This window comes from Bradyrhizobium ottawaense (assembly GCF_002278135.3).
GTDB lineage: Bacteria > Pseudomonadota > Alphaproteobacteria > Rhizobiales > Xanthobacteraceae > Bradyrhizobium > Bradyrhizobium ottawaense.
This window is the reverse complement of sequence record NZ_CP029425.2, coordinates 3,711,452-3,734,868: the sequence shown is the minus strand read 5'-3', so window position 1 is coordinate 3,734,868 and position 23,417 is coordinate 3,711,452. Positions and strand designations below refer to the sequence as shown.

Genomic DNA, 23,417 nt, shown 5'->3' with positions numbered 1-23,417 from the left:
AAGAGACGGACATGAGACAGACATGAGCAGGCACTGGGTCGACATCACCGCGGTCGGCTTCTTCATCATCGAATGGCTGGTCTATGCCCTGACGCTGGAGCATTCGGCCTACGGCCGCGACAGCCTGTCGGCGCGCATGAACCGCTATCGCGAGGTCTGGGTGCGCCGGCTGCTCGACCGCGAGACGCGCATGGTCGACATGCAGATCATGGCCTCGCTGCAGAACGGAACCGCTTTCTTCGCCTCGACCAGCCTGATCGCGCTCGGCGGCGCGCTGGCGCTGCTGCACGCCACCAACGACGCGATCACGATTTTGAGCAAGCTGCCGATCGACCTCAGCACGTCGCCGGCGATGTGGGAGTTGAAATGCGTCGGCCTCGTGCTGATCTGCGTCTACGCCTTCTTCAAATTCGCCTGGTCCTATCGCCTGTTCAACTATGTCGCGATCCTGTTCGGCGGCATGCCCCCGGCCGAGCGGCGCGACACGCCGGAGGCGGAGGCCCATGTCATCCGCACCACGCGCCTGTTCGAATCTGCCGGCCGCCACTTCAACCGCGGCCAGCGCGCCTTCTTCTTCGCGCTCGGCTATCTCGGCTGGTTCGTCAGCCCCTGGCTGCTGTTCGTGACCACGGCGGCCGTGGTGGTCGTGACCTGGCGCCGGCAATTCGCATCGAGCGCGTGGGCCGCGATGGCGCCGGAGGTGGCGGATGGCGATGAGGCGATGAAGCGCGGTCATTGAGGCGCTCCCGTGTCCCGGACAAGCTGCAACGCGCGAGTGTTGCGGCGCAGAGCCGGGACCCAGGGCAACACGGCGCGATGCGGATGGATGGGCCCCGGCTCTGCAGCGCACCACTTCGTGCTGCGCCGCGTCCGGGGCACGAGAGCGGTGAGTGGCGCGCGCGCTCTCCACCGTCATTACAATGCGCCAGTGCGCATCCCAGCGGCAGTGCCGTAGAGTGGGCAAAGGCGCATAGCGCCGTGCCCACGATCTCTCTCCATAAGCAACAAGGCGTGGGCACGCTTCCGCTTTGCCCACCCTGCGAGATCGAGTTTGTGGCACGCAGCTCAGCTCGCAGACACGCCTTCGCATTCTCGCGGCGCGTTTCGCCCGAGCTTTGCTTCATCTCGTACCCTCATTAGCCAAGAGGGCGCAGGGAAGGCCGGGTGCCAGCTCGCACCCGCGGTCCGCTGCGCGAAAAGCACACGCAGAAAGAACCGCACAGCAGCATACAGGTGGTGCCGATCACTCGGCCTTCCCTGCGCGATGGTCGGACGGCTTATGCCGTGATCTCCCGGGAGCCGACCATTCCTTCTGGCCTCCCTCGCCCCGCGAATTGGATGATGCAGTCTGCCCGGTTGGGCTCGCTCGCACCTTCGCAAGGACTTGACCGTGGCAACGACGGCCAGGACCACACGGTTTTGCCGTACGCACGGCCCGCCATTTCGCCGCAGTTTTTCCTGGCCCTGTCGACGAAGCCGGAAACTTACAGACGAGACGAAGCCTAGCAGCGCCGCTCGTCGCACGAAGCCTCGGGCTCACAGGGACTACCCGCCCTGCCCGCGCCTCTCGTGCCGACGCTGCCGCGTCCACCGCAAGCCCGGCTCGCGATGCGTGACGACACATGATCGCCCCTCTTGGTGAGCCGGGATGGACGACACATACGCCGAAACCGAATTTCGGTAAAGTGGAATATTTTTGGCGGGATGGATTGACAGAGCGCGACACAGGCACGATCGCGTAGCCCCGATGGAGCCAACGGGCTACAAGAGCTACGATCCGAAATCCCGCGGGCTGAACGGCAGGTCCATGATCTTCCATTCCCCGTACAGATTTGCCGGCAGCATCTTGTAAGGTTGGCAGTTCTGGAGCGCGCTCATGGCGGACTTCACGAGCGCCACGCCTTTCGCGGACGGCGGAGCCTCGATCAGGATCGGCTCGCGCGCCAGCGTGCCGTCGGTCGCAAACACCGTGCGCAGCTTGATGCGAACGGCGTCGGTGGGGCTGAGTCCGGCCGGCAATTTCGCACAGCTGCGCAAATGGCGACGAAGCGCGGCGATGACTTCCTGCGGCAGCTTGGCTGCGATCGAATCCTTGGCATCGCCGCCATCGTCCTTGGGGGTGTCTTTCGGCAGCTCCGGCGGCAATTCCGGCGGCAGGCCCAGCATGACGCCGTACTTGACGGTGACGTCAGGCTGCGGAGCCTGATAGGCCGGCGGCGGCGCGGCCTCCGGCTGCTGCATCGCTTGAGGCGGCGGCTGCATCGGTGGCTGGGGCGGCGGTTGTTGCTGCGATTGGGGCGGCGGCTGTTGCGACGGCTGTGGCTGTTGAGGTTGAGGCTGCACGTTGGCCTCACGCTGCTTCGGCGCCGGCGAGGGTTGCGGCTGCGGCTGCTTCTGCTGCGGTTCAGGTGGCGTCTGCTGCGACGACGGTGCCGCGTCCTGCTGCTTGGCCGCGGGCTTGCCCGCCGCTTCGGACTGGTCGGTGAAATCAAGCTTCGGCAGTTTCAGATCGGGCGTTGGCTCCGGCGGCTTCTCCTTGGCCGCCTCCTTCGTCTCCTGCTCCTTGATCTCTTCCTTCACCTGCTCCGGCGTGACGATGTCGACGGTCACGGTCTCCGGCGGCTGGCTGCGAAACGGATGGACCTCGCTGATCACGATGATCAGCGCCACCAGCGTCAGATGCGCGATTGCTGACGCCGCAATGTCCGTCCGTATGATCTTCCGCAGTTCCATCGACCGATCTTGGGTTGCCGTCGCGGTCCTAGCATACCCCAGCCCCCTCTCAATCCCATTTCGGGGCGAAGCCGAAGTCGGTCAGGCGACCCTTCGGACTGGCGAGTGCGGCGATCCGGCTCATCTCGTCCTCCGACAGCTCGAAATCGAAGATCTCGATGTTTTCAGACAGGCGTTCGATGCGCGAGGTGCGCGGGATCGCAGCGACATTCTGTTGCACCAGCCAGCGCAGGCAGACCTGCGCCGGCGTCTTGCGGTGGACGCGTCCGATCTCGGCCAGCCTCTGGTCGGACTTGATGCGTCCCTTGGCGATCGGGCTGTAGGCGACGAGCGCAAGGCCATGCTGGTCGCAGGCCGCCCTCACCTTCGCCTGATCGAGATAAGGGTGGTATTCGACCTGGTTGCAGACCAGCGGCTCAGGCGACAGCGCGACCGCCTGCTCGATCAGCGCCACCGTGAAATTGGAGACGCCGATGTGGCGGGTCAGGCCCATGGTCTTCGCATGCGACAGCGCGCCGAGCGTCTCCGCCAGCGGCACATGCGAATTGGGCCAGTGCAGCAGCAGCAGATCGACGGAGGGAAGCCGCAACCGAGCCAGGCTCTCCTTGACCGAGCGCTCGAGATCGTGGGGCGCGAAATGGTTGGTCCAGACCTTGGTGGTGAGGAAGATGTCGTCCCGGCGCACGCCCGAGGCGCGCAAGCCGTCGCCGACCTCGCGTTCATTCTCGTAGACCTGCGCGGTGTCGATGTGGCGATAGCCGAACCGCAGCGCCTGCTCGACCACGCGCGCGGCAGGTCTTCCGCTCAGCTCCCAGGTCCCGAGTCCGATCGCCGGGATTTTTGCGCCATTGGCCTCGACGAACAGCATGAGGACTCCTCTTCCGTTGCGGCAGCCCCTGACGTCATCAGGCCTCATTATGGACCCGGCCCATGACGCTGCCAACGGAAGGCCGCGGCAGTTCAGCGGGATATTTGGCGCAATGCTAACAGGAGGTTCGCGTCAGGGCCCGGCCGCCCTCGACGTCGGGCTTTGGCGTCAGGCTTTGGCGAGCGCCTGGAACACCGTATCCGGGGCGTGCGCGATCACCGCGAGCAGCGCGCGGGCCGGTCCCCGCGGCGCCCGCTTGCCCTGCTCCCAGTTGCGGATGGTCTCGACGGGAACGCCGAGCTTGGCGGCGAACTCCATCTGGGTCAGGCAGGCGCGGCGACGCAAATCGCGCACCGCGAGCGGGTTGGCGTCGGCCGGCGCGGCATTGGCCGTGGGCTCGACCGGAGACGGCTGGACCGGAAATTCCTGTCCATCCCGCAACTCAACGACCCGTCCGTCCGCCTTCAGCCGCAACCGCATGCTCATTCCCCCAAGCGAGGCGATGATGCGGCAGGTCGCTTAAGTTCGGATTAAAGATGATTGTCATTCCGGGGCGCGCGAAGCGCGAGCCCGGAATCCATCAGGCTGCAAGCGATGCGGAAAAATGGATTCCGGGCTCGCGCCAAGAGGCGCGCCCCGGAATGACGTTGGGGTGAAACCTACCTCAGCCCGAACCAGAGCGTCGCGATGCCGAGGAACGAGAAGAACCCGACCACATCCGTCACCGTGGTGACGAACGTGCCCGACGCCACCGCGGGGTCGGCCCTGACGCGTTCGAGCGCCATCGGGATCAGGATGCCGCCGAGCGCACCGGCGATGAGGTTGCACACCATCGCCAGGCCGATGACGATGCCGAGGCCGGGGATCTTGAACCAGGCCACCGCCGCAATCCCCGTGATCACGGCGAAGGCGAGCCCGTTGACGAGACCGACCAGCGCCTCGCGCATCACCACGCGCCAGGCATTGGAGGAGCCCAGCTCGCGCGTCGCCAGCGCCCGCACCGCCACCGTCATGGTCTGGGTCGCGGCGTTCCCGCCCTGGCTCGCCACGATCGGCGCCAGCACGGCGAGCGCGACCATCTTCTCCAGCTGGCCCTCGAACAGGCCGAGCACCGAGGACGCCAGGAAGGCGGTGGCGAGATTGACCAGCAGCCAGTTGAACCGCGCGCGCGCAATCGTCAGGAACGTATCCGACAGCTCTTCGTCGCTGGTGACGCCGCCGAGCGCCTTGAGGTCCTCGTCCGCCTCCTCCTCGATGACGTCGACGACGTCGTCGACCGTGATGACGCCGACCAGGCGGTCCTGGGTGTCGAGCACGGGAGCTGCGACGAGATTATACTTGCCGAACATGCGCGCGACCTCTTCCTGGTCCTCCAGGACGGAGACGCGGCGGCGGTCCTCGTCGGTGAGCTCGGTGAGCGGCACCGGCCGGCGCGCGCGCAGCAGCACGTCGAGGGGGACTGCGCCCTGCCAGTGCTGGTCCTTGTCGACGACGTAGATCTCGTAGAAGCGGTCGGGCAGATCCGGCGTCTCGCGCATGTAGTCGATCGCCTGCCCGACGGTGAAATCCTGGGGCACCGCGATGAACTCGGTCTGCATCCGGCGGCCCGCGGAATTCTCGGGATACAGCAGGCTGCGTTCGAGCGCGACGCGCTCCTTGAGCGGCAGCTTCTCGAGGATCTCCTCCTGCTCGGCCTGGTCGAGGGTCTCGAGCAGCTCGACGGCGTCGTCGGATTCGAGTTCGCGAACACCTTCCGCGACGGTCTCCGGCGGCAGTTCCTCGAGGATCTCCTCGCGCACGCCCTCGTCGAGCTCGTTCAGCGCGGAGAAGTCGAAATCGCGCCCGGTCAGCTCGACCAGGCGGACGCGGTCGTCGGGCTCCAGAGCGCCGATGAGATCGCCGAGATCGGCCTCGTGCAGCTCGGCGACGCAGGCGCGCAGCGAGGCGCTGTCGCCGGCCTCGATCGCATGGGCGACCTCCTCGACGAATTCGTGCCTGATATCGCCGTCTTCATTGCGCATCGGCACGTGGTCGAGTACCGAGTCCGCGGCGGATCGGGCAACGTCCATATGTTCATCCATGGCGCGCCTCGCCGTTTGACAGGTTGGAACGAATGGTCTGGGCTGACGGTCAGGCAATACCCACAAGGCAACTCCGAGCGCAATGACAAAGATGCTTCGACTGAGGTGGACCTCGATGTCATCGGGCGCGGCCCTCGCGGCCTTGATCGGCGTCGCTTCGGCCGTGGCCGCTGAGTGTCCGCGCAAGGACGCGCTCGGCACTTCGCGCGTGCTGAGCGTCGATGCCAAGACCACGCCGCGCGTGGGCTTGAAGAGCTTTCCGCAGACGCTTGCGCTGGCCGATCACGAGGTCGTGCTGACCTTCGACGACGGGCCGAACCCGCCGACGACGTCGAAGGTGCTGGCGGCGCTGGCGCAGGAATGCGTGCGCGCGACCTTCTTCCTGATCGGCCTCCACGCCAGCCAGCATCCCGACATGGTCAAGCGCATCGCCCGCGAGGGCCACACCATCGGCCACCACACTTTCTCGCATCCGTTCATGGCGCGGATCCCGTTCGACAAGGCCAAGAGCGAGGTCGACCGCGGCGTCGCGGCCGTCGAGATGGCGCTGCACGGCAGCTCGACGGCGACGCCTTCGACGCCGTTCTTCCGCTTTCCCTATTTCCAGGGGACGCAAGCGCAGCTCGACCTGCTCCAATCCCGTGGCATCGTCGTGTTCGGCGCGGACCTCTGGGCCAGCGACTGGAACGAGATGACGCCGGAGCAGGAATTGAAGCTGGTCACGGAGCGCCTCGCAGCTAGCGGCAAGGGCATCGTCCTCTTCCACGACCCCAAGGCGCGCACCGCGGCGATCATGCCGGCCTTCCTGCGGTATCTGAGGGAGAACGGCTATCGGGTGGTCCACATCGCGCCGGCAGGCCCGCAGAAGAATGCCGATGCGCGCTGATGCCGGAATGTCACGCCGGCGCAAAATGGGGTGATTTGGGCCCTATTAACACTCTGTTCATGATACCCCATGCAAATGGATGGGGACTTTGTGACGGGAAAGGTTCTTTGGCCTGAACCGTTTCCTGATGTCTCCGACCTACTATGGCGGCAATCGCACATGAGGGCAGACGGGGTTCATGATCGGAAGTAGCGTTGTCTTGCGGACGCGATCGTGGATCGTCCTTTGCCTCGGCGGATTCCTTGGATGTTCGACCATCGGATCGCCGGCGGCGCTTGCAGCCGACTGCCCGGGCCATCCCGACGCGCTCGGGACGTCCCGCACCCTGGTGGTCGATCCGCGCGAGCATCCGCTGATCGGCACCATGCAGTACCGCGAGACGCTGCCGCTCAGGGATCATGAGGTCGTCCTGACCTTCGACGACGGTCCGCTGCCGAAATATTCCAACCAGGTCCTCAAGATGCTCGACGACGAGTGCATCAAGGCGACCTTCTTCATCATCGGCAGCCAGGCCAAGGCGAACCCCGAAGGCGTGCGCAAGCTGGTGGCGGCGGGCCACACGGTCGGCACCCACAGCATGAACCATCCGCTGACCTTCGACCGGATGCCGATCGAGAAGGCCGAGGCCGAGATCAATGGCGGCATCGAGTGGACCTCGGCCGCGATGACCGATCCGTCCAAGCTGGCGCCGTTCTTCCGCATTCCCGGCCTGATGCGCGCCGAAGGCGTCGAGCACCATCTGATCTCGCGCGGCATCCAGGTGTGGAGCGCTGACTTCCCGGCCGACGACTGGCGCCATGTGTCGTCCGACCGCGTCTATCAGCTCGCGATCCAGCGGCTGGAGGCCAAGGGCAAGGGCATCCTGTTGCTGCACGACATCCAGGCGCGGACGGTGGCGGCGCTGCCAAAAATCATCCGCGACCTCAAAGCGCGCGGCTATCGCATCGTGCATGTTGTGCCCGCGACCGCCGACCGGCCAGCGACGCCGACCACGCCGGTGGAATGGCTGCTGCATCCGCCGACCGAGACCGTGCCGATCGCGCGCTGGCCTTCCGTTCCGAGCTTCGTGTTCACGCAGACCAGGACGCTGCCGGCGCCCTCGCTCGCCGACCTCAATGCGCGGACCGAGCATCAGCCGCTGCTGCCGCGCCGGACCAAGGGTCAGATGGACGTCGCGTCCGCCCTGCCCGTGCCCGGCCGCGCGCTGTTTGCGATCCCGGAAGGCTCGGTCGAGGTGCTGCTGTCGACGACATTGTCGCGGCGTGCCGCGACCCGGCTGGCAATGGCGGCCGAGACGCCGCATGCGGCCAGGGGCAAGGCGGCAAAGGGCAAGACGGCCAAGTCCCAGGTTCGGCACACCGCGCATGCGGCACCGGCCGCACCCAAGCCTGCCGCGCAGGCCAAGAGCGCCACGCCGCGCTCGACCCGCATCGCCAGTCTGAAGAAGCGCGCTTAGTCCCTACCTATTGCCGCATGATGGCGGCGACGCAGAGCAGCACGATCAGCGCCAGGAAGAACAGGTCCATATAGGACTTGAGCTCGCCGTCGCGGCGCAGCCGGGCCACGTCGGCGACCACCTGCTTGCGCGCATTCGTTCCCCCGGAGCCGTCATTGATCGGGCCCTGAAGCCGCCGCGTCTCGGCTTCCAGCTTCTCGATCTTCTGGAAGAAGTAGAACGCGCGCAGCGTCGAGACCGCACGCATCGCCGCATAGATCAGCACCAGGATCGCCAGGATCGCCCGGTTCGGATATTTCTCCATGAAGTTCAGGCTGAAATAGACCACCGCCATGAACGCGAAGTTGGTGATGAAGCGGTAGACGAAGCTGAGAAAAACCATGCTGGCTCGAGCCTTGAGGGGTGCGCAGCCGGATCGTGCTGCGAGATTCGGGATCGGGACCCAGACCGGGAGCTGGGTTGTGACGGCCCGTCTACGCCAACTTTGTTTCAACAAGGATACTGCAAGTCGCCGCCTTTTAGCCACACGCCGCCATAATGCAAGCCGGACGATGGCGGTGGGCCTGCCCTGACGCAGCGCACCCGCTATGGCTCAATGGCGATTTGGCGAAAGTCGCGATAGACTGGACGCTGCCGCCACATCTGAGGTCTGCCGATGCCGAAGAAGGGAATCACCGGCCACGACGACTGGGTTCTGACCGAGGCCCTCGCGACCGCCCTGGTCGCGCTGGAGCAGCTCGAACCGAAGCACCAGCCGAACGCGCATATGGACGACATCCGCAAGATATTGGCGAACGGCAAGGAGCCGGCGGCGGTGAGCCTGCACCTCGCCCAGGCCAAATGCCGCCTGTTTCCCGACCTCGACCCACTGGAGATCTACCGGGAATACGGCATCGGCGAGGAATATGGCTGAAGCGGCCGGCCGCCGCTTTCTTTGACGCAAATGCTAGTTTCGTGACGTCTTGAGCAACGGGCATTCGCTGTCGCTGAGGGGCAGAAAGGCGTCCTCGGCAGGTATCTTCTCGACGACGTTGTAATAGTCCCAGGGCGTCTTCACGTCCGACGGCTTCTTGACCTCGACGAGATAAAAATCGTGCACCAGCTTGTTGTCGGCGCGCAGCCGCGCGCCGCGCGCATAGAAATCGTCGACCGGCATCGCGCGCATCTGCTCCAGCACGGCGTTGGTCTCGTCCGTTCCCGCCGCAGAAGCGGCTTTCAGATATTGCGACACGGCGGAGTAGACGGCGGCCTGCGGCGCGGTCGGCATGGCGTTGTGAAGCTTGTAGAACCTCTGGGCGAACGCGCGCGTTTCCTCGTTGAGCGCCCAATACCAGGCAGTGACGGTCGTCAGGCCCTTGGCCGTTTCGGCCCCCATGGCGTGCACATCGGTCAGGAACATCAGCTCGGCGACGGCCTTCTGCGGCCCCGCATTCATTCCGAACTCGTTCCATTGCTTCATCGAGGTCACGAGCTGCTCGCCGGCATTGGCGAACGCAACCACCTTGGCTTTGGAAGCCTGGGCTTGCAGCAGGAAGGAGCCGTAATCGGCATTTCCGAGCGGATGAAAGACCGCGCCGAGCGACTTGGCCCCTGCCGCCGCCAGCACGCGCTGGGACACCTCGACCATATTGCGTCCGAACGCGTAGTCTGACGCGATGAAGAACCAGCTGTCATAGCCTTGCGACACCAGCTTTCGGACCGATCCGGCGACTAGATTGTAATTGTCGTGCAGCCACATCAGGCCGGTGCGCGAGCATTGCTTGCCGCCGATATCGGTGGTGCCGACCGCCGAATAGATCACGATCCTGTTCTTGTCGCGTGCGATCGACTGGATGGCGAGCGCGACCGCGGAGTTTCCGACGTCGGCGACCATGTCGACGCCATCCACGTCGAACCATTTGCGGACGATCTGGGCGCCGATATCCGGCTTGTTCTGATGGTCGGCGACGACGATCTCGGCCTTCAGCCCCGGCGTTGCGCGCTGAAAATCGTCCACGGCCATCCGCGCGGCGACGACGGAGCCGGGCCCGGCCAGGTCCGACAACGGTCCGGCCTGGTCATTGATGATGCCGATCCTGACCACGCCACCGGAGAAATCGGCAGCCGCGCTCCGTTCGGCGAGCGCTGCCTGACCCAGCGCCAGGATGAGGCCGAAGGTCAAGCGGCAAAGCCGGCTGCGCGACGATAGCAATTCTCCAACACGACAAGGCGCCATTGCCCCCTCCGCTTCAGCATCGCGACGGCATGTCGCGATGATCGATCGATGTGCCCTCGCTCACAGCGCATGCGCCGGTCCACGCGGCGCGCGGCCGGTCGAAGCTGGCTCGCTATCCCTGCCGCTGGACGGCCTTCCTGACGAACTCCAGCCGCCGCGCCTGCGCAGGCGCAACCCGCTCCTTCATGGCAGCGACGATCGCCGCCGGCGCCGTGTCCGGCGAGCCGGCCGCGAAGGGCGGCGCGGGATTGTACTCCATGCGCAGCTGGATCATCTCCGCAGCGGCGCGGCCGCGCAACATCGACACCAAAGTGAGCGCGAAGTCGATGCCGGCGGTGATGCCGCCGCCCGTCATGCGATTGCGGTCGATGCAGACCCTCTCCTGCGACAGCTCGGCTCCGAAGTACGGCAATGCATCCCTCGCGGTCCAGTGCGTGGCCGCGCGATATCCCTTCAACAAGCCGGCGGCGCCAAGCACCAGCGAGCCGGTGCAGACCGAGGTCACGTATGTCGCCCCCTTCTCCTGCTTTCGCAGAAAGGCGAGAACGTCCTCGTCCAGCATCAGCTCGTCGGTGCCGTAGCCGCCGGGGACGCAGATCACGTCGAGCTGCGGACAATCGGCGAAGGTGACAGTCGGCATCAGCGCGATCACGGAATCGCTCGGCACGGGCTCGATGCGTTTCCAGATCAGATGCACCGTCACGTCAGGCAGGCTGGAGAAGACCTGGGCGGGACCGGTGAGATCGAGCTGGGTGACGCGCGGAAAAACCAGAAGACCGATCTGCAACAGGCCCGACATGTCCAACCTCGACAACGCGCTTGACGGTTGCAGCCTGCCATGTTGGCCTTGTGGTCGAAATGGCTTAATTCCCTCAATTTTGGACACGCCCATGATCGGCTTCCTGATCTTTCCCGAATTCCAGTTGCTGGACGCGGCCGGTCCGATCTCGGTGTTCGAGATCGCCAGGCGGCACACGCCGAATGCGCCGCGCGTGATCACGGTCGCAACGAAGGCGGGCGCCGTGCGCAGCTCGTCGGGCATCGAGATGCTGGCGCGCAATCTGCGATCGGCAAGCTCGGTCACGACGCTGTTCGTGGCCGGTGGCGAGGGCGTGGAAGCCGCGGCGCGCTGCAAGACGACGATCGCTTTCATTCAGCGACTGGCGAGCCGCGGCGTGCGCATCGCCAGCGTTTGCAACGGCGCCTATCTTCTCGCGCAGGCGGGACTGCTGGACGGCCGCTGCGCCACCACGCACTGGTCCTGCACCCGCGATTTCATCGGACGCTATCCGAAGGTGAGGCTCGAACCGGACCAGATCTTCATCCGCGACGATCGGGTATGGACGTCGGCCGGCATCACGGCCGGGATTGATCTCGCGCTCGCCATGATCGCGCAGGACCATGCGAGGAGGTCTCGCAAGCGACCGCGCGGCAGCTGGTGCTCTATCATCGCCGCAGCGGCGGACAATCGCAGTTCTCGAGCTTGCTCGAGCTCAAGACGCCGAACGGCCGCTTCGGCAGCCTTCTTTCATGGGTGCGCGAGAATCTGGATGCGCATCTCACGGTCGAGGCGCTCGCCGAACGCGCCGGATTGAGCGCACGGCATTTCGTCCGCTCCTTCACCGCCGAGACCGGATCCACGCCGACCAAGGCGGTCGAGCGCTTGCGGGTCGAGGTGGCGCGCGAGCGGGTGCAGTCCTCCGGAGAGGCCATCGAGCGCGTCGCCCAATCCACCGGCTTTCGCGACCCCGAGCGGATGCGCAGAGCCTTCATCCGCGCCTTCGGTCAGCCGCCGCAGTCGCTGCGACGCGCGGCGCGAAGCGCATGACGGCCGGTCGAACCTAAGGCCCGCCGGCGACTGATCCCGCGATCACCATGACGAGGGCGCCAAGGTCGATCTTGCCGTTGACGATCAGCTCCTCCGAGCTTTTCATCTCTCCCGCGCCCTGGACCTTGAGCGATTGCGGCCGGTCGGCGGCCTGCCGCTGCAACTCGCCGACGATGGCGTCCTTCAGTTTCTCTTCCAGCATGATCGCTTCCTTCAGGCCGTCCTTGCGCGTCGAGGTCGCGCGTCCCGCTCAACCAAGGCGAAGCCGCGCCCTTCGTTCCCGGTCACGCCAGGCGCCGGGGCAGGCTGTGGTGAATCGTGCAGGCGGCAAGCGCGGCGTGGCCGAATGCGACCGAGATCTGATGCAGGTCGGTGACGACGTCGCCGATGCCATAAAGGCCGTCGACCGAGGTGCGCTGATGGTCGTCGACCTTCAGATAGCCCTCCCCGGTATGCTGGGCGCCCAGCGAGACCGCGAGCTGCGAACGCACCTCGGCACCCATCGCCGGGTAGACCGTGTCGAACTGCATCGTCCGGCCATCGGCGAAGACGGCCTCGAGGCCCCCCACCCTCCGCCGCAAGCGCAGGTCGGGCGCCAACACGATGTCGACGCCGGCCTCTTCCAGCTCCGCTGTCGCGCTCTCCTCGTCATCCTGTCCGGTTGCGAGCAGCGTCACCTCGCGCGAATAGCCGCGCAGGAACAGCGCCTTGCCGGCGGCCCGGCCAAGCGGGCCGACGACGCCGACGCGGCGGCCGATCACCTCGAAGGCGTCGCAGACGGGACAATAGCGCAGCAGCCCGTCCGCGACCGCGGCGCGCCATTGCTCGAACGGCGGATGGCTGTCGACGATGCCGCTGGCGAGGATGACGGTGGTGGCCTCAAGCGCGCCGCCGTTCCAGACCGCCTGAAAGCCGTTGTCGCGCCGCTGCAAGGCGGTGATCTCGGCTTCCACGCGCTCGACGGCGAGCTCGCCCAACTGCGCCGACATGCGCGCGATCAAGTCAGAACCTGATAGCCCGTGGACAAAGCCGGGAACGTTGTGGCTGCGGGGGATCAGCGCGGCACGGCTGGCGCCAGTGTCCACGACGCAGACGCTGCGGCGGAAGCGCGCCAGATAGATCGCGGCCATCAGCCCGGCGGGGCCGCCGCCGACGACCAGGCAATCAAACCGCGCGCCGGTCATTTGGGATTCGGGTCCTGCAACCCGGTCCCGGGCTCCTGGAGGCACCCGCTCCTGGCCAGCCGGACTGCGTTGCCGAGCGCGCGCGCCGCGTTCTGCACCTCCTGCTGGAATTCCCCGTCGTCATCGAGCTCGCGATGCGAAACGGCATATGGCTCCATGTAGCCGACATAGCCGTCGAGCTCGGCGAAGCGGCCCGCCGAGATCAGCTGCATGTCGGTCAGCCAGTCCGACAAGGCGCGGCGCACGCCCTCGGCACCGACGGCATCGCCATGAACGACCACGCCGAAATGGCGGCCGGCGAGATGGCGCGGATAGGGCCAGCCCTTCAGCTCCATCGCCTTGGCCGCGTCGGCCTTCTTGCCATGCGTCGAGGTCGGATCGGGATTGCCGCCGTCGGCGCAGACCATGCGGTCCATCATCGCCTTGAGCCCGGAAGGCACGTGGTACCAATTCACCGGGGTCACGATCAGGATGCCGTGGGCCGCGACCCACAGCGGATAGATCTCGTTCATCCAGTCGCCGGTCTGCCCCAGCGAATAGTTCGGATAGCAGCTGCACGGCCAGTGGCAGAGCGGCATCGCGGTCGAGACGCAGGATTTGCAGGGATGAATGGTCTTGCCGAATTCTGAAGCCAGACGGGACAGATCGAGGATGTCCACGGCAAATCCCATCTCGACGAAGACAGGTTCAGCCAGCTTGACCAGACGCCAGGTCTTGGACATCTCGCCGGGACAGGTGTGCTCGCTGCGGGCGGAGCCGTTGATGACGAGAATGCGCGGCGTCTCCTGCGCGTCGTCATGCCGACGCTGCGCGGACAGGATTTTCGCCCGCGCATCGAGCCAATCGACGGCAATGTCGTAGTCGGGATCGGAGAAACCTGCGCCCGCGTTCCGCGTCAACGGCACCTTGCGCGAATGGCTATAGGCCTCCCAGGCGGCACCGACGACGGCATCGAGCTCGCGCTGCAGCGGGGCAAAGGCGGGATCGACGAACTGACGCTTGTAGCGCCGTTCGAACTCCTCGCGCGACAACTTGACGGGCGGCATCCCTTTGCGAATTTCAGCGTCCGTCATGCAGGCTCCCGGCGAAGTCGGTATCATCCGACCAACCCGGGGGGCAGCACCCGGTTCCTTGCCGCTACTGGCGCGCCACGTCCTGCGGCGCATCAAATTTCGCGATCCGCTGGTCCAGCCGCCACAGCTCGATGCGGTGGCCGAGCACGAGCGAAGCGGCCTCGCGCTTGGCCTCCTCGTCATTGACGCAGACGAGATTGATGCATCCGAACACATGCCCATCCGGGTCGATCTGGAACGCGCGGTAGTGCTTGAAGCTGCGCATCGTCATTCTCCTCGTCTCGTGCAGACCGGTGCGCTCAGCCAGTCGGTCAGGTTCGAGGTCACTTCGTTCTGCTTGGCGCGCCGCAGCAGCATCTCGCGCTCCCTGCCAGGCGGCAGGCTGCGCGCGCGCTCGCGGGCGTTTTCGGCAAATGCGGCCAATCGCTCCTGGAGCGATCGGGTCTGCTTGTTGCGGTTGCGTTTGGCGGTCATTGGACTCACGGCTATTCGGTTGGACGGAAATCGGCCCCGGCTGGGATCGGGCGCCGGGGCCCAGGTTCTCTTGTCACTCGAGTGGCTTGCCGGTTGGGGGCGGCCCGGCCGGGCAATGGTTTTCAGCTTCGGCCGCGACGGCGGGTTCCGGCATTTCAAAAAGTTAACGCTGCGCGATTTTGCGCGAGGACGGCCGCACGGCATCGTCCCTCGCTCTCGCGTGCCGTTCGTCACGACAATCGACTGCGCCGGAACCGAATTGCTGATTCGCTTGTTCAAGAAGGACTTGAAGGAGGATCGTCATGGCAAAAGCAGCATGGAAGCGGCCGGGCTCACCGATCGGCCGCAAGGGACCGCGCAAGGCAAATCCCGCGTATAAGCGCCGCGCGCGCCAGCCCTGGACAGCCTCGGATGTGAGCAAGCTGAAGCAGCTCGCGAAGGGAAACACGCCGACCGGCGTGATGAGCATCAAGCTTCAGCGCCCGGTCGCGGCCATTCGCAGCAAGGCGCAGCGCGAAGGGATTTCGCTGCGACCCGTCAATCGCTCACCCTACAACCGGCGAACCAAAGCCGCGAAGCGGCGTTGACGAAGGCACCGCCGGGTGACAACCGGACACAACGGGGACGATGGACGTGGCGCTCATTTTTCCGGTTTCTGCCCACGACACCAGCGCATCGGTACGCGCCGACATCTAACCCGTTCCCGGCGGTGCAGCCTGACCTGCGGCACGCTTCGCTCCGTTCACACGGACAGGGCAAGCCGGCGTCAATCCGGCGGCTGCAACCCCGGCGACCGCAGCCACTCGCTCATCTGGGACCCGGTCTCCGCCTGGCGCGCCTTGCGCAACATCTCGTCGCGAGCCGCTCCGGGCGGAAGCGATCTGGCTTCCGCGCGCAGCCGCTCCGCTTCGACGGCCAGACGTATCTCCAGCGGATCCGTCAGCTTCACTCGACGCCGCGTCAACATGGGCGTTCTCCCTGATCACTGGGTCGGAGCGCTCCGTTGCGTTCTCACCGATTGAGGTCATCGCGCATAGGCGACGCCTCCCACAACGTTCCAGAAGCGGAACGGTTGCTTGCCGGGGTCAGAAGGAGGAAGAGACTGCTGCAAGACAAGCTCGCTTGCGTAACATGGGTTAAATTAGTCGGTGGCCAAATCTGCTAATTTAGGAACGTGGTAGGACCGCCTGGGATTGGCGCAGATGGACAACTATCGCCGACTGCAGAAAACCTGCGAGAGCCAGGCCGCTCTCAGCTCCTCACCCGAAACGCGAACTGCGCTGCTGGAAATGGCGGAGGAGTATCGCAAGCGAGCCGAATCCAACGCGTTTCAGGGGCCCGAGCCGGTCAATCCCGGGCGCATCGAAAGCCTCGGCCAAACCAGCCGTCCCACTCTGATCAAGTGAGTCGATAGAGTTGCAGATAGTTCGGCGCGAACAACGCCGCTGCCTTGAGCGCGTCGAGATCGTTGATGGTCAGGGTCCGATCGCGCAGCACGATCAAGCCCGACGCACGCAGCTCCTGCACGGTCCGGTTAAGGTGCACCACCGACAGCCCGGTAGCGTCGGCAAGGTCCATCTGCGTGACCGGCATGACGCAGGAATTGCCGTCGACCATCCCGACGGGCCGAAGCCGCTCGAATATCTCGCAAAACAGATGCGCCACCCGCTCCAGGGCCGTGCGGCGACCGAGGTTGATGGCCCATTCGCGCTGGATGGCGTTGTTGACGAGGGTCTCGCACCAGAACGCTTCGGCGAGCGAGCGATCGCCCATCGTCAGACTCTCGAAACGCGCGCGCTTGATCTCGGCGTAGACCACTGGCGTCATTGTCGCGATGGAATGGTCCATCACGGGGAGCAAGAACGCGTGCGCGTCGCAGCTCTCGCCCGGAAAGATGAAATTGACGATCTGGCGCCGGCCGTCCTCGAGCGTCTTGTAGCGGCAGAGCCAGCCCGATAGCACCACCCGGACGCTATCGACGGGATCGCCCTCCGAGATCAGGTCTTCACTCGCCCCGACGCGCTCGAGACCTTCGAGCAACGCATATTCGAGCGACGCACGGGCCTCCGTCGACAACGGCCGCAGCACGGTCAGCCGGCGAATGACCAGCTCCACGAGGCTGCGATCGGAGGTCGACAAGGGCATCAATCAGCCACCGCCGGTGTGTGGAACGTGCGCTTGCTCGGCGGAATGGCGATCGTGCATTGCAGCCCCGCGGGGTCGAATGCCAGGGTGGTCTGCCCCTTGAACTCGAACGCGAGCGTACGCTCCAGAAGCTCCGTGCCAAAACCCTTTCGAAGCGGCGGCTTGACCTGTGGCCCTCCGCACTCGCGCCATTTGAACACCAGCTCCGCGGGCTGGGTGCCTTCATCGAGGCGCCAGGAGATTTCAACATGTCCGCTCGGCTGGCTCAAGGCGCCATATTTCAGCGCGTTCGTCGCTAGCTCGTGGATCGCGAGCGCGAACGTTTCGGCGGCCTTGGGCTGGAAGCGCACCTTGGGACCTGAGACCCGCATCTGCTCGCCCTCGCGGGCATTATAGGCGAGAAGCTCCTCGACCACGAGATATTCCAGGTCGACACCGCCCTCCGGATCGCGTGTCACCAGCGCCTGGGTGCGGGCAAATGCGTTGAGCCGTCCGTCGAGATGAGAAGCATATTCCTCGACAGTGGTGGCGGATTCGGCCGAACGGCGGGCGATGGAGCGCACCACGCCAAGCGTATTACGGACGCGGTGCTGCAGCTCGGCCAGCAGCAGGCGCTGGCGCTCCTCGGCGCGGGTGATCGCCGGAACGTCGATGAAAGTGATGACGACGCCGGCGATGACATCGTCGGTGCTGCGATAAGGCAGGATGCGCACGATGTAGCGCGTGCCGCTGTCCGACGCGCTCAGCTCGCGCTCGGCGCTCGCAAGCGTACGCAGCACGCGGCGAATGTCGTCGTAGAGATCCTCGATCGGGATGCGCGCCTTGATGTGACCGATGGGGCGGCCCGTGTCGGTCTCGACGAGATGCAGCACCTGGGTAATCGCCGGTGTGAAGTTCATCACGCGAAGATCATTGTCGAGAAAGACGGTCGCGATGCGCGTGCTCTCCAGGAAATTCCTGAGATCGCGGGTGGCGCGCGTCAACTCCTCGACACGGTGCGTCAGCTCGCCGTTGATGGAGGTCAACTCCTCGTTGACCGACTGCAACTCCTCAGGCGAGGTTCCGATCTCCTCGTGGGCCAAATGTAACTCCTCGTTGAGAGACTGGTCTTCCTCGTGGACGGTTTCAGCTGCTCAGGGCTGCTCTCGAACTCCTCGAAAGTAGCCTGGAAGTTCGTCTGGGGCGTGCAGTTCGCTCGGGACGCTCGACATGCCCGGCGTGCACCGGCTCCTACCAATAGCAGAAATCGATATTCTCCCAACGGATCAAAGGCAAATGACGAAGGAGTCGCGTTTGCCCTTGGAACCCGCCTTGGCCTCCCTCGTTGGTAAACGCCGGCCCCGACCCTTGGTTTTCCCATCGGTCGGCAGGCTCGCCGGAGGGATCATGTCCGTATTACCCTCGTCGTCTCGTCAACGCGCGCCGCTGACGGGACGCCGCATCCTCGTCGTGGAGGACGAATATTTTCTTGCCGATGACATCGGCAAGGCGCTGCGCGCGTTCGGCGCGGAGATCGCCGGTCCGGTCGGCCATATCGAGGATGCAATCGAGATGCTGCACGATGGCGGCGTTCTGGATGCCGCGGTGCTCGACGTGAACATCCGTGCAAAGCCGATCTTTCCGATCGCCCGGGAGCTCAGGGCACGCCAGGTGCCCTTCGTGTTCACCACGGGCTACGACAGGATCAGCATCGAGCCGGAATTCCAGGACGTGCCGATCTGGGAGAAGCCGATCGATGTCGTAGCCATGGTCCAGAATTTGGCGAGCCTCCTCGACGGTCAACCGGCGTGGCCGCAGCAATCATCGCCTGAACCGGCTGCGCTGAGCGAGCCCGCAACCAGGCGCGGATCAGAGCAGATGCGCGAAGGCGAGCCAGACGGTCACTGCCAGGCACAGGACGACGGCGGCGTAAGGTAGCGCGACGCGCAAGACGGCAAGCCCTTCCCGCGTCAGCTCATCATCATCCAGGCAACGGCCACCGTCATCACGAGAAAACCCGTGATCGCAGTCGCGACAAAGGCCCGTTCGATGCGGTCCATCGCCATCGCAGCCCCTTTCCAGCCCACACAATGTGACCGCTTCGGGGCCGCCGCGCATTAGGCTATGTGAATCGAGGCTATGTGAATCGGCTTGCCTCCTTTTGCCGGTCCGCCCGTTCAGCCGCGCAGCGCCGCAGAAATTGCGACGACCTCGCTCTACGACTTCGCCGTGCCCGGCTCGGCCATCTTGCGATGCTGCCTGGCCAGCATCTCGTTCGGCGTGACGTTGGCAACCGTGGTCTGGATCTTGTTCTTCAGCCCCGTGACGACATCGGACTCGCCGCGCAGCATCGCATCGAAGCCGGCCTTGGCGACGTCGTACGCGCCGTCCTTCTTCTCGGTGCCGACCTTGGTGTCCATCATGTCGGCGCGGCGGAAGAACTCGGTCTCGGTGGCGCCCGGCATCAGGCAGGTGACGGTGACGCCGCTGTCGCGCAGCTCCTCGCGTAGCGCGAAGGAGAATGAGTCCAGGAACGCCTTGCTGGCGTTATAGGCCGCCTGGAAACTTCCGGGCGTGAAGCCGGCGATGGAGCCCGTGATCAGGATGCGCCCCGACTTGCGCCGCAGCATCTCGTTGCCGGCGCGATGGATCAGATAGAGCGTGCCGGTGATGTTGGTGTCGACGAGATGCTTGATCCTGGCAAAGTCCTGATCGAGGAACGCCTTGCCGAGGCCGACGCCGGCATTGGCCAGCAGCGCATCGATCGGCCGGTCGCCGACCGCGGCGCAGAGCCTGTCGACGCCATCGGTGGTGGCGAGATCGGCTTCAACGGCCTCCACGCTGACGCCGAGCCTGCGCAGATCGACCGCCACCCGCTCGATCATCGGCTCGTCAGCCGCGATGACGAGGTTGAAACCCGCCTGGGCACAGCACCTTGCGAGTTCCAGGCCGATACCGGTGGAAGCGCCGGTGACGATTGCGAGTTGATTGGCGGGCATGAGCGTGTCCTCGCTTGACGTTGATCACGCCCAATCACTGCCCTGCGCTCTCGTTCCTATCCGCGTTGCGATTTGCGCCAGCCGGTGCAGTGCGAAGAATTTGCGCGGCGTAGCAACCATCGTTCACCCCTCGACTTAGATGCCAACTGGTTCAGCCGGGAGGACGGACGATGAAGGCGCTGGTTTGGCACGGCAAGGAGGACATCCGCTGCGACACCGTCACCGATCCGGAGATCCAGGACCCGCGCGACGCCATCATCAAGGTCACGAGTTGCGCCATCTGCGGCTCCGACCTGCACCTCTTCCACAATTTCATTCCGGGCATGCTGCCCGGTGACATCATGGGCCACGAGACCATGGGCGAAGTGGTCGAGGTCGGCTCCGGCGTCGACGGCAAGCTGAAGAAGGGCGACCGCATCGTCGTGCCCTTCACGATCATCTGCGGCGAATGCGACCAGTGCAAGCGCGGCAATTTTTCCGTGTGCGAGACCACCAACCGCAAGCGCCATCTGGCCGACAAGGTGTTCGGACACACGACGGCCGGCCTGTTCGGCTACACGCATCTGACCGGTGGCTATCCAGGCGGCCAGGCCGAATATCTCCGCGTGCCCTATGCCGATGCCACCCACATCAAGGTGCCACCGGGCATTCCCGACGAGCAGCTGCTATTCCTCAGCGACATCTTCCCGACCGGCTGGCAGGCCGCCGTGCAATGCGACATCGAGCCCACCGACACCGTCGCGATCTGGGGCTGCGGTCCCGTGGGGCAGATGGCGATCCGCAGCGCCATCCTGCTCGGCGCCAACCAGGTGATCGCGATCGACTGCCTGCCCGAGCGGCTCAGCATGGCGGAAGCCGGCGGCGCCACCACCATCAACTTCGAAACCGAGAGCGTGGTGGAGCGGCTGAACGATCTCACCGACGGCAGGGGACCGGAAAAGTGCATCGACTGCGTCGGCATGGAATCGCACGTGATGGCCTCCCTGCCCGACACACTGCTCGACCGCGCCAAGCAGATGGTGATGGCGGAAAGCGACCGGCCCCACGTGCTGCGCGAGATGATCTATGTCTGCCGGCCCGGCGGCATCATCTCGGTGCCTGGCGTGTACAGCGGCCTGTCCGACATGCTGCCGATGGGCGCATTCATGAACAAGGGCCTGACGATGCGGACCGGCCAGACCCACGTCAACCGCTGGACCGACGATCTGCTCCGCCGCATCGAGGAGGGCGAGATCGATCCCTCCTTCGTCATCACCCACACCGTGCCGCTCGAACAAGGACCGGAGATGTACCAGGTGTTTCGCGACAAGCGCGACTCCTGCGTCAAGGTCGTGCTGAGGCCCTGAAGGAGCAAGCCATGTTTCATTTCTCCAACATCGTCCGCACCAAGGGCGACCCGAAGATTGTCGAGGGCGGGCCGAGCCTGAAGCGGCCGGAAGACCAGCTCGCCCGCGCGCTCGGCTGGTTCAGCATCGGACTTGGCGTCGTCGAATTCTTCGCGCCGAGACGCGTCACGGAAACGCTGGGCATGGAAGGCCATGAGACCATGGTCCGCGCCTTCGGCGTGCGCGAGATCCTGGCCGGGATCATGTCGCTGTCGGTCGACAAGAACGCCGGCCTGTGGGCCCGCGTCGGCGGCGACGGTCTCGATGCCGCCGCACTGCTGTCGGGGCTGACAGTCGACAATCCCAAGAAGGGCAACATCGCGCTGGCGCTCTTGATGGTCGGCGGCATCGCCATGCTCGACTACCGCGCCGCGCAGGACACCAAGCCGAGGCGGCCGCCGCGCGAGGCACGGCGCAAGCTTTATCCGAACCGCAGCGGCTTCCCCAAGGGCATCGAGAGCGTCAGAACAGCGGCCAGGCAGATTGCAGCGCCCGCCAAAGCATGACCAAGGCACGGCCAAGGCCTGACGAGGTGAAGCACGGCTCCGGGGCAATGAAGGCGTGAACATCGTGCTCGATCCGCGCTGAGGGCCGCGAGGAACCATCCGCGAGCCAGAGAGTCTGATCAACGCCTCCGACGTCCCCCCTGCCGGAGGCAGACTGCACGAAACCGCGACCCCGGCGCTCACCGCCCCTTCAGGCGCCGGGGTTAGCGGCGTGGGTCTGGAGGCAGGTCACCTCGGAGACAAGCCATGGGCAAGACGAAGGCACTCCAGCAACGCATCGTCGGCAAGACCAGACAAGCCGTCGGCGAGATCATCGGCGACCAGGATCTGCACGACGCCGGCAAGGCCGAGGCCGAGCGCGGCCGTGACGAACAGGACAGGCCGAGCAAGCTCAACCCGCTGAAGAAGCTCAAGCAGCTGACGTGAACGCAGAGCCGCGACCAGCACTTGCCAATGCAGTGCGGCGCACCGACGAAGGCCTGTCGCGGGTCAAGGGGCGACGACGACGTTCGCGCTGGATTGCCGCCGTCGCGCTCGGCCTGATCAGCAGCACCTTCTCGACCATCGTCAGCCAGCTCTTCGCCGCCCGGATCGGCCGCGATGCCGCGGTCGACTGGATGACGGTCGCTGCCATTCCCGCGCGCGACTGGGCGATCAGCGCAGAGCCGTCATGGAGCGCGATCCTGACCGGGATCGCCTTTCATCAATGGGCGGATTTTTCCTGGGCGCTGGTGTTCTTCGGTGTGCTCGGACGCTGGACCGCCGACTTGCGGCCGGCGACCATCCTGCTGCTCGCGCTGCCCTGGGCCGCGTTCTCGTCAGCCACGGAGTGGTTCGTGCTGGTGCCGCTGTTTCCGTTCTGGCAGCCGCTGTTCACGCTGCAGCAGCCCTATTGGATCGGTCTGCTCGTTCATGGCACCTCGGCCCTGATGTATCCTCTGTTCGCCCGGTTGCGCTGGAGGCGCGGCGCTGCAGCCGAGCGCGACATCCGTTTCACCAATGCCTGGATCACCGGTGCGCTGGTCGTGGTGGCGCTGCTCGGCGCGATCGCGTTGTTCGGCAGCCACGGCTACGAGCCGCCCTGGATGGGCCGCGACAGGGATGCGGACCAGACCTATATCCGTCACATGACGGCGCATCATGCCCAGGGTATCGAGCTGGCCCGGATCGCCGTGGAGCGCGCCCAGGGCCCGCATCTGCGCAAGCTCGCGATGCTGATGGTCGCGAGCCAGGCCGGCGAGATCAGGATTTTCGAGAACTGGTGGCTGAGCTGGTTCGACACGGAGATGCCCGACTGCAGCACCGAAGAGCGTGCCGCCATGCCGGGCTTCCTGGCTCAGGCCGAGATGCGACAGGTCAAGGCCGCGCCGGCGGACCGGTTCGATGCGGTGTTCGTCGAGAGCATGAGCAAGCATCACATGGGCGCGGCCAGGATGGCCGACCGGATGTGGCGCAGTGGCGGAGACCCACGGCTACGCGTCATGGCGCATGCCATTCGCCACGCCCAGCAGGGCGAGATCGCGCTGATGCACGATGCGAGCGGCATTTCGGCCGTCGCCACGGCCGTCCGCAACATGCTCGCCGACAACGTCAATTGAGCGGATC

26 protein-coding genes and 2 pseudogenes are annotated in these 23,417 nt (G+C 65.4%); 12 read left to right on the top strand and 16 right to left on the bottom strand.

The features are described from left to right. The first annotated feature begins 22 nt into the window (after nucleotides 1-22). Nucleotides 23-739: a DUF599 domain-containing protein gene (locus tag CIT37_RS17830; RefSeq protein WP_028143985.1), complete on the top strand. Its 717-nt coding sequence runs from the start codon at nucleotides 23-25 to the stop codon at nucleotides 737-739. Between the two features lie 1,031 nt (nucleotides 740-1,770). Here CIT37_RS17830 and tolA read toward each other — a convergent pair. From tolA to mgtE, 4 genes are all read right to left on the bottom strand, one after another. Continuing rightward, nucleotides 1,771-2,733, bottom strand: coding sequence for a cell envelope integrity protein TolA (tolA, locus tag CIT37_RS17825; protein WP_095426280.1), 963 nt, complete (start codon nucleotides 2,731-2,733; stop codon nucleotides 1,771-1,773). A 49-nt stretch (nucleotides 2,734-2,782) separates the two neighbouring features. After that, a complete protein-coding gene (locus CIT37_RS17820; protein ID WP_038949949.1) occupies nucleotides 2,783-3,601 on the bottom strand; it encodes an aldo/keto reductase in 819 nt (272 codons plus the stop codon). A gap of 168 nt (nucleotides 3,602-3,769) precedes the next feature. Next, a complete protein-coding gene (gene relB / locus CIT37_RS17815; RefSeq protein WP_038949950.1) occupies nucleotides 3,770-4,087 on the bottom strand; it encodes a type II toxin-antitoxin system RelB family anti-toxin transcriptional regulator in 318 nt (105 codons plus the stop codon). Nucleotides 4,088-4,260: 173 nt separating this feature from the next. Continuing rightward, complete coding sequence (mgtE, locus tag CIT37_RS17810; RefSeq protein ID WP_028140540.1) at nucleotides 4,261-5,682, bottom strand: magnesium transporter; 1,422 nt, start codon at nucleotides 5,680-5,682, stop codon at nucleotides 4,261-4,263. Nucleotides 5,683-5,797: 115 nt separating this feature from the next. On the opposite strand from mgtE, the gene CIT37_RS17805 reads away from it, so the two are divergent. Beyond that, the gene (locus CIT37_RS17805) at nucleotides 5,798-6,568 is read left to right on the top strand and encodes a polysaccharide deacetylase family protein (protein ID WP_038949951.1); all 771 of its coding nucleotides are present in this window, start codon (nucleotides 5,798-5,800) and stop codon (nucleotides 6,566-6,568) included. Nucleotides 6,569-6,746: 178 nt separating this feature from the next. After that, nucleotides 6,747-8,024, top strand: a complete 1,278-nt coding sequence (locus CIT37_RS17800) for a polysaccharide deacetylase family protein (protein ID WP_038972881.1) — start codon at nucleotides 6,747-6,749, stop codon at nucleotides 8,022-8,024. A gap of 7 nt (nucleotides 8,025-8,031) precedes the next feature. Here the strand turns inward: CIT37_RS17800 and CIT37_RS17795 are convergent, their stop codons facing one another. After that, on the bottom strand, nucleotides 8,032-8,406 hold the full coding sequence (locus CIT37_RS17795; RefSeq protein ID WP_018320591.1) for a hypothetical protein: 375 nt from the start codon (nucleotides 8,404-8,406) through the stop codon (nucleotides 8,032-8,034). A 273-nt stretch (nucleotides 8,407-8,679) separates the two neighbouring features. Between CIT37_RS17795 and CIT37_RS17790 the strand changes: the two genes are divergently transcribed. Further along, entirely contained in the window at nucleotides 8,680-8,937 is a 258-nt protein-coding gene (locus CIT37_RS17790; RefSeq protein WP_028140543.1) for a hypothetical protein, read from the top strand. 33 nt (nucleotides 8,938-8,970) lie between these two features. Here CIT37_RS17790 and CIT37_RS17785 read toward each other — a convergent pair whose 3' ends face one another. Together CIT37_RS17785 and CIT37_RS17780 are read right to left on the bottom strand one after the other, a co-directional pair. Beyond that, on the bottom strand, nucleotides 8,971-10,185 hold the full coding sequence (locus CIT37_RS17785; RefSeq protein ID WP_028140544.1) for an ABC transporter substrate-binding protein: 1,215 nt from the start codon (nucleotides 10,183-10,185) through the stop codon (nucleotides 8,971-8,973). Between the two features lie 166 nt (nucleotides 10,186-10,351). After that, entirely contained in the window at nucleotides 10,352-11,038 is a 687-nt protein-coding gene (locus tag CIT37_RS17780) for a DJ-1/PfpI family protein (protein WP_028140545.1), read from the bottom strand. Nucleotides 11,039-11,129: 91 nt separating this feature from the next. Here CIT37_RS17780 and CIT37_RS17775 point away from each other — a divergent pair. After that, nucleotides 11,130-12,067, top strand: a pseudogene (locus CIT37_RS17775) (GlxA family transcriptional regulator). Nucleotides 12,068-12,080: 13 nt separating this feature from the next. Here CIT37_RS17775 and CIT37_RS17770 read toward each other — a convergent pair. The 5 genes from CIT37_RS17770 to CIT37_RS17750 form a co-directional block, all read right to left on the bottom strand. Continuing rightward, nucleotides 12,081-12,269 carry a hypothetical protein gene (locus CIT37_RS17770; RefSeq protein WP_038972885.1) on the bottom strand — a complete coding sequence of 63 codons (189 nt, stop codon included), beginning with the start codon at nucleotides 12,267-12,269 and terminating at the stop codon, nucleotides 12,081-12,083. 82 nt (nucleotides 12,270-12,351) lie between these two features. Further along, the gene (locus CIT37_RS17765; RefSeq protein ID WP_038949955.1) at nucleotides 12,352-13,251 is read right to left on the bottom strand and encodes an NAD(P)/FAD-dependent oxidoreductase; all 900 of its coding nucleotides are present in this window, start codon (nucleotides 13,249-13,251) and stop codon (nucleotides 12,352-12,354) included. Beyond that, nucleotides 13,248-14,324 carry a flavodoxin family protein gene (locus CIT37_RS17760; protein WP_095426279.1) on the bottom strand — a complete coding sequence of 359 codons (1,077 nt, stop codon included), beginning with the start codon at nucleotides 14,322-14,324 and terminating at the stop codon, nucleotides 13,248-13,250. Before CIT37_RS17760 ends, CIT37_RS17765 begins: the two co-directional genes overlap by 4 nt. Nucleotides 14,325-14,388: 64 nt before the next feature. After that, on the bottom strand, nucleotides 14,389-14,589 hold the full coding sequence (locus CIT37_RS17755; protein ID WP_038972887.1) for a hypothetical protein: 201 nt from the start codon (nucleotides 14,587-14,589) through the stop codon (nucleotides 14,389-14,391). 2 nt (nucleotides 14,590-14,591) lie between these two features. Further along, complete coding sequence (locus CIT37_RS17750; RefSeq protein ID WP_028140550.1) at nucleotides 14,592-14,798, bottom strand: hypothetical protein; 207 nt, start codon at nucleotides 14,796-14,798, stop codon at nucleotides 14,592-14,594. A gap of 302 nt (nucleotides 14,799-15,100) precedes the next feature. On the opposite strand from CIT37_RS17750, the gene CIT37_RS17745 reads away from it, so the two are divergent. Continuing rightward, the gene (locus CIT37_RS17745) at nucleotides 15,101-15,385 is read left to right on the top strand and encodes a hypothetical protein (protein ID WP_095426278.1); all 285 of its coding nucleotides are present in this window, start codon (nucleotides 15,101-15,103) and stop codon (nucleotides 15,383-15,385) included. Nucleotides 15,386-15,564: 179 nt separating this feature from the next. Here the strand turns inward: CIT37_RS17745 and CIT37_RS17740 are convergent, their stop codons facing one another. Then, a complete protein-coding gene (locus CIT37_RS17740; RefSeq protein ID WP_038949958.1) occupies nucleotides 15,565-15,765 on the bottom strand; it encodes a hypothetical protein in 201 nt (66 codons plus the stop codon). 226 nt (nucleotides 15,766-15,991) lie between these two features. On the opposite strand from CIT37_RS17740, the gene CIT37_RS17735 reads away from it, so the two are divergent. Beyond that, nucleotides 15,992-16,204, top strand: coding sequence for a hypothetical protein (locus CIT37_RS17735; RefSeq protein ID WP_334262638.1), 213 nt, complete (start codon nucleotides 15,992-15,994; stop codon nucleotides 16,202-16,204). Here the strand turns inward: CIT37_RS17735 and CIT37_RS17730 are convergent. After that, nucleotides 16,197-16,943: a Crp/Fnr family transcriptional regulator gene (locus tag CIT37_RS17730; RefSeq protein WP_038949961.1), complete on the bottom strand. Its 747-nt coding sequence runs from the start codon at nucleotides 16,941-16,943 to the stop codon at nucleotides 16,197-16,199. The genes CIT37_RS17735 and CIT37_RS17730 overlap by 8 nt on opposite strands. Then, nucleotides 16,943-18,111: pseudogene (locus CIT37_RS17725) on the bottom strand (sensor histidine kinase); the annotation flags it as partial. The pseudogene CIT37_RS17725 and the gene CIT37_RS17730, both read right to left, overlap by 1 nt. Before the next feature lie 107 nt (nucleotides 18,112-18,218). Between CIT37_RS17725 and CIT37_RS40200 the strand changes: the two are divergent. Continuing rightward, entirely contained in the window at nucleotides 18,219-18,860 is a 642-nt protein-coding gene (locus tag CIT37_RS40200; RefSeq protein WP_370126221.1) for a response regulator, read from the top strand. Nucleotides 18,861-19,138: 278 nt separating this feature from the next. Here the strand turns inward: CIT37_RS40200 and CIT37_RS17715 are convergent, their stop codons facing one another. Then, entirely contained in the window at nucleotides 19,139-19,921 is a 783-nt protein-coding gene (locus tag CIT37_RS17715) for an SDR family NAD(P)-dependent oxidoreductase (RefSeq protein ID WP_028140555.1), read from the bottom strand. Nucleotides 19,922-20,091: 170 nt separating this feature from the next. Between CIT37_RS17715 and CIT37_RS17710 the strand changes: the two genes are divergently transcribed. The 4 genes from CIT37_RS17710 (at nucleotide 20,092) to CIT37_RS17695 (ending at nucleotide 23,410) form a co-directional block, all read left to right on the top strand. Then, nucleotides 20,092-21,267, top strand: a complete 1,176-nt coding sequence (locus CIT37_RS17710; RefSeq protein WP_028140556.1) for a zinc-dependent alcohol dehydrogenase — start codon at nucleotides 20,092-20,094, stop codon at nucleotides 21,265-21,267. An 11-nt stretch (nucleotides 21,268-21,278) separates the two neighbouring features. Next, nucleotides 21,279-21,812 carry a hypothetical protein gene (locus CIT37_RS17705; protein WP_095426277.1) on the top strand — a complete coding sequence of 178 codons (534 nt, stop codon included), beginning with the start codon at nucleotides 21,279-21,281 and terminating at the stop codon, nucleotides 21,810-21,812. Between the two features lie 246 nt (nucleotides 21,813-22,058). Continuing rightward, nucleotides 22,059-22,238 (top strand): hypothetical protein, encoded by a 180-nt coding sequence (locus CIT37_RS17700; RefSeq protein WP_028140558.1) that lies wholly within the window; start codon nucleotides 22,059-22,061, stop codon nucleotides 22,236-22,238. Further along, nucleotides 22,235-23,410: a DUF305 domain-containing protein gene (locus tag CIT37_RS17695; RefSeq protein ID WP_028140559.1), complete on the top strand. Its 1,176-nt coding sequence runs from the start codon at nucleotides 22,235-22,237 to the stop codon at nucleotides 23,408-23,410. Before CIT37_RS17700 ends, CIT37_RS17695 begins: the two co-directional genes overlap by 4 nt. The last annotated feature ends 7 nt before the right edge of the window (nucleotides 23,411-23,417 follow it).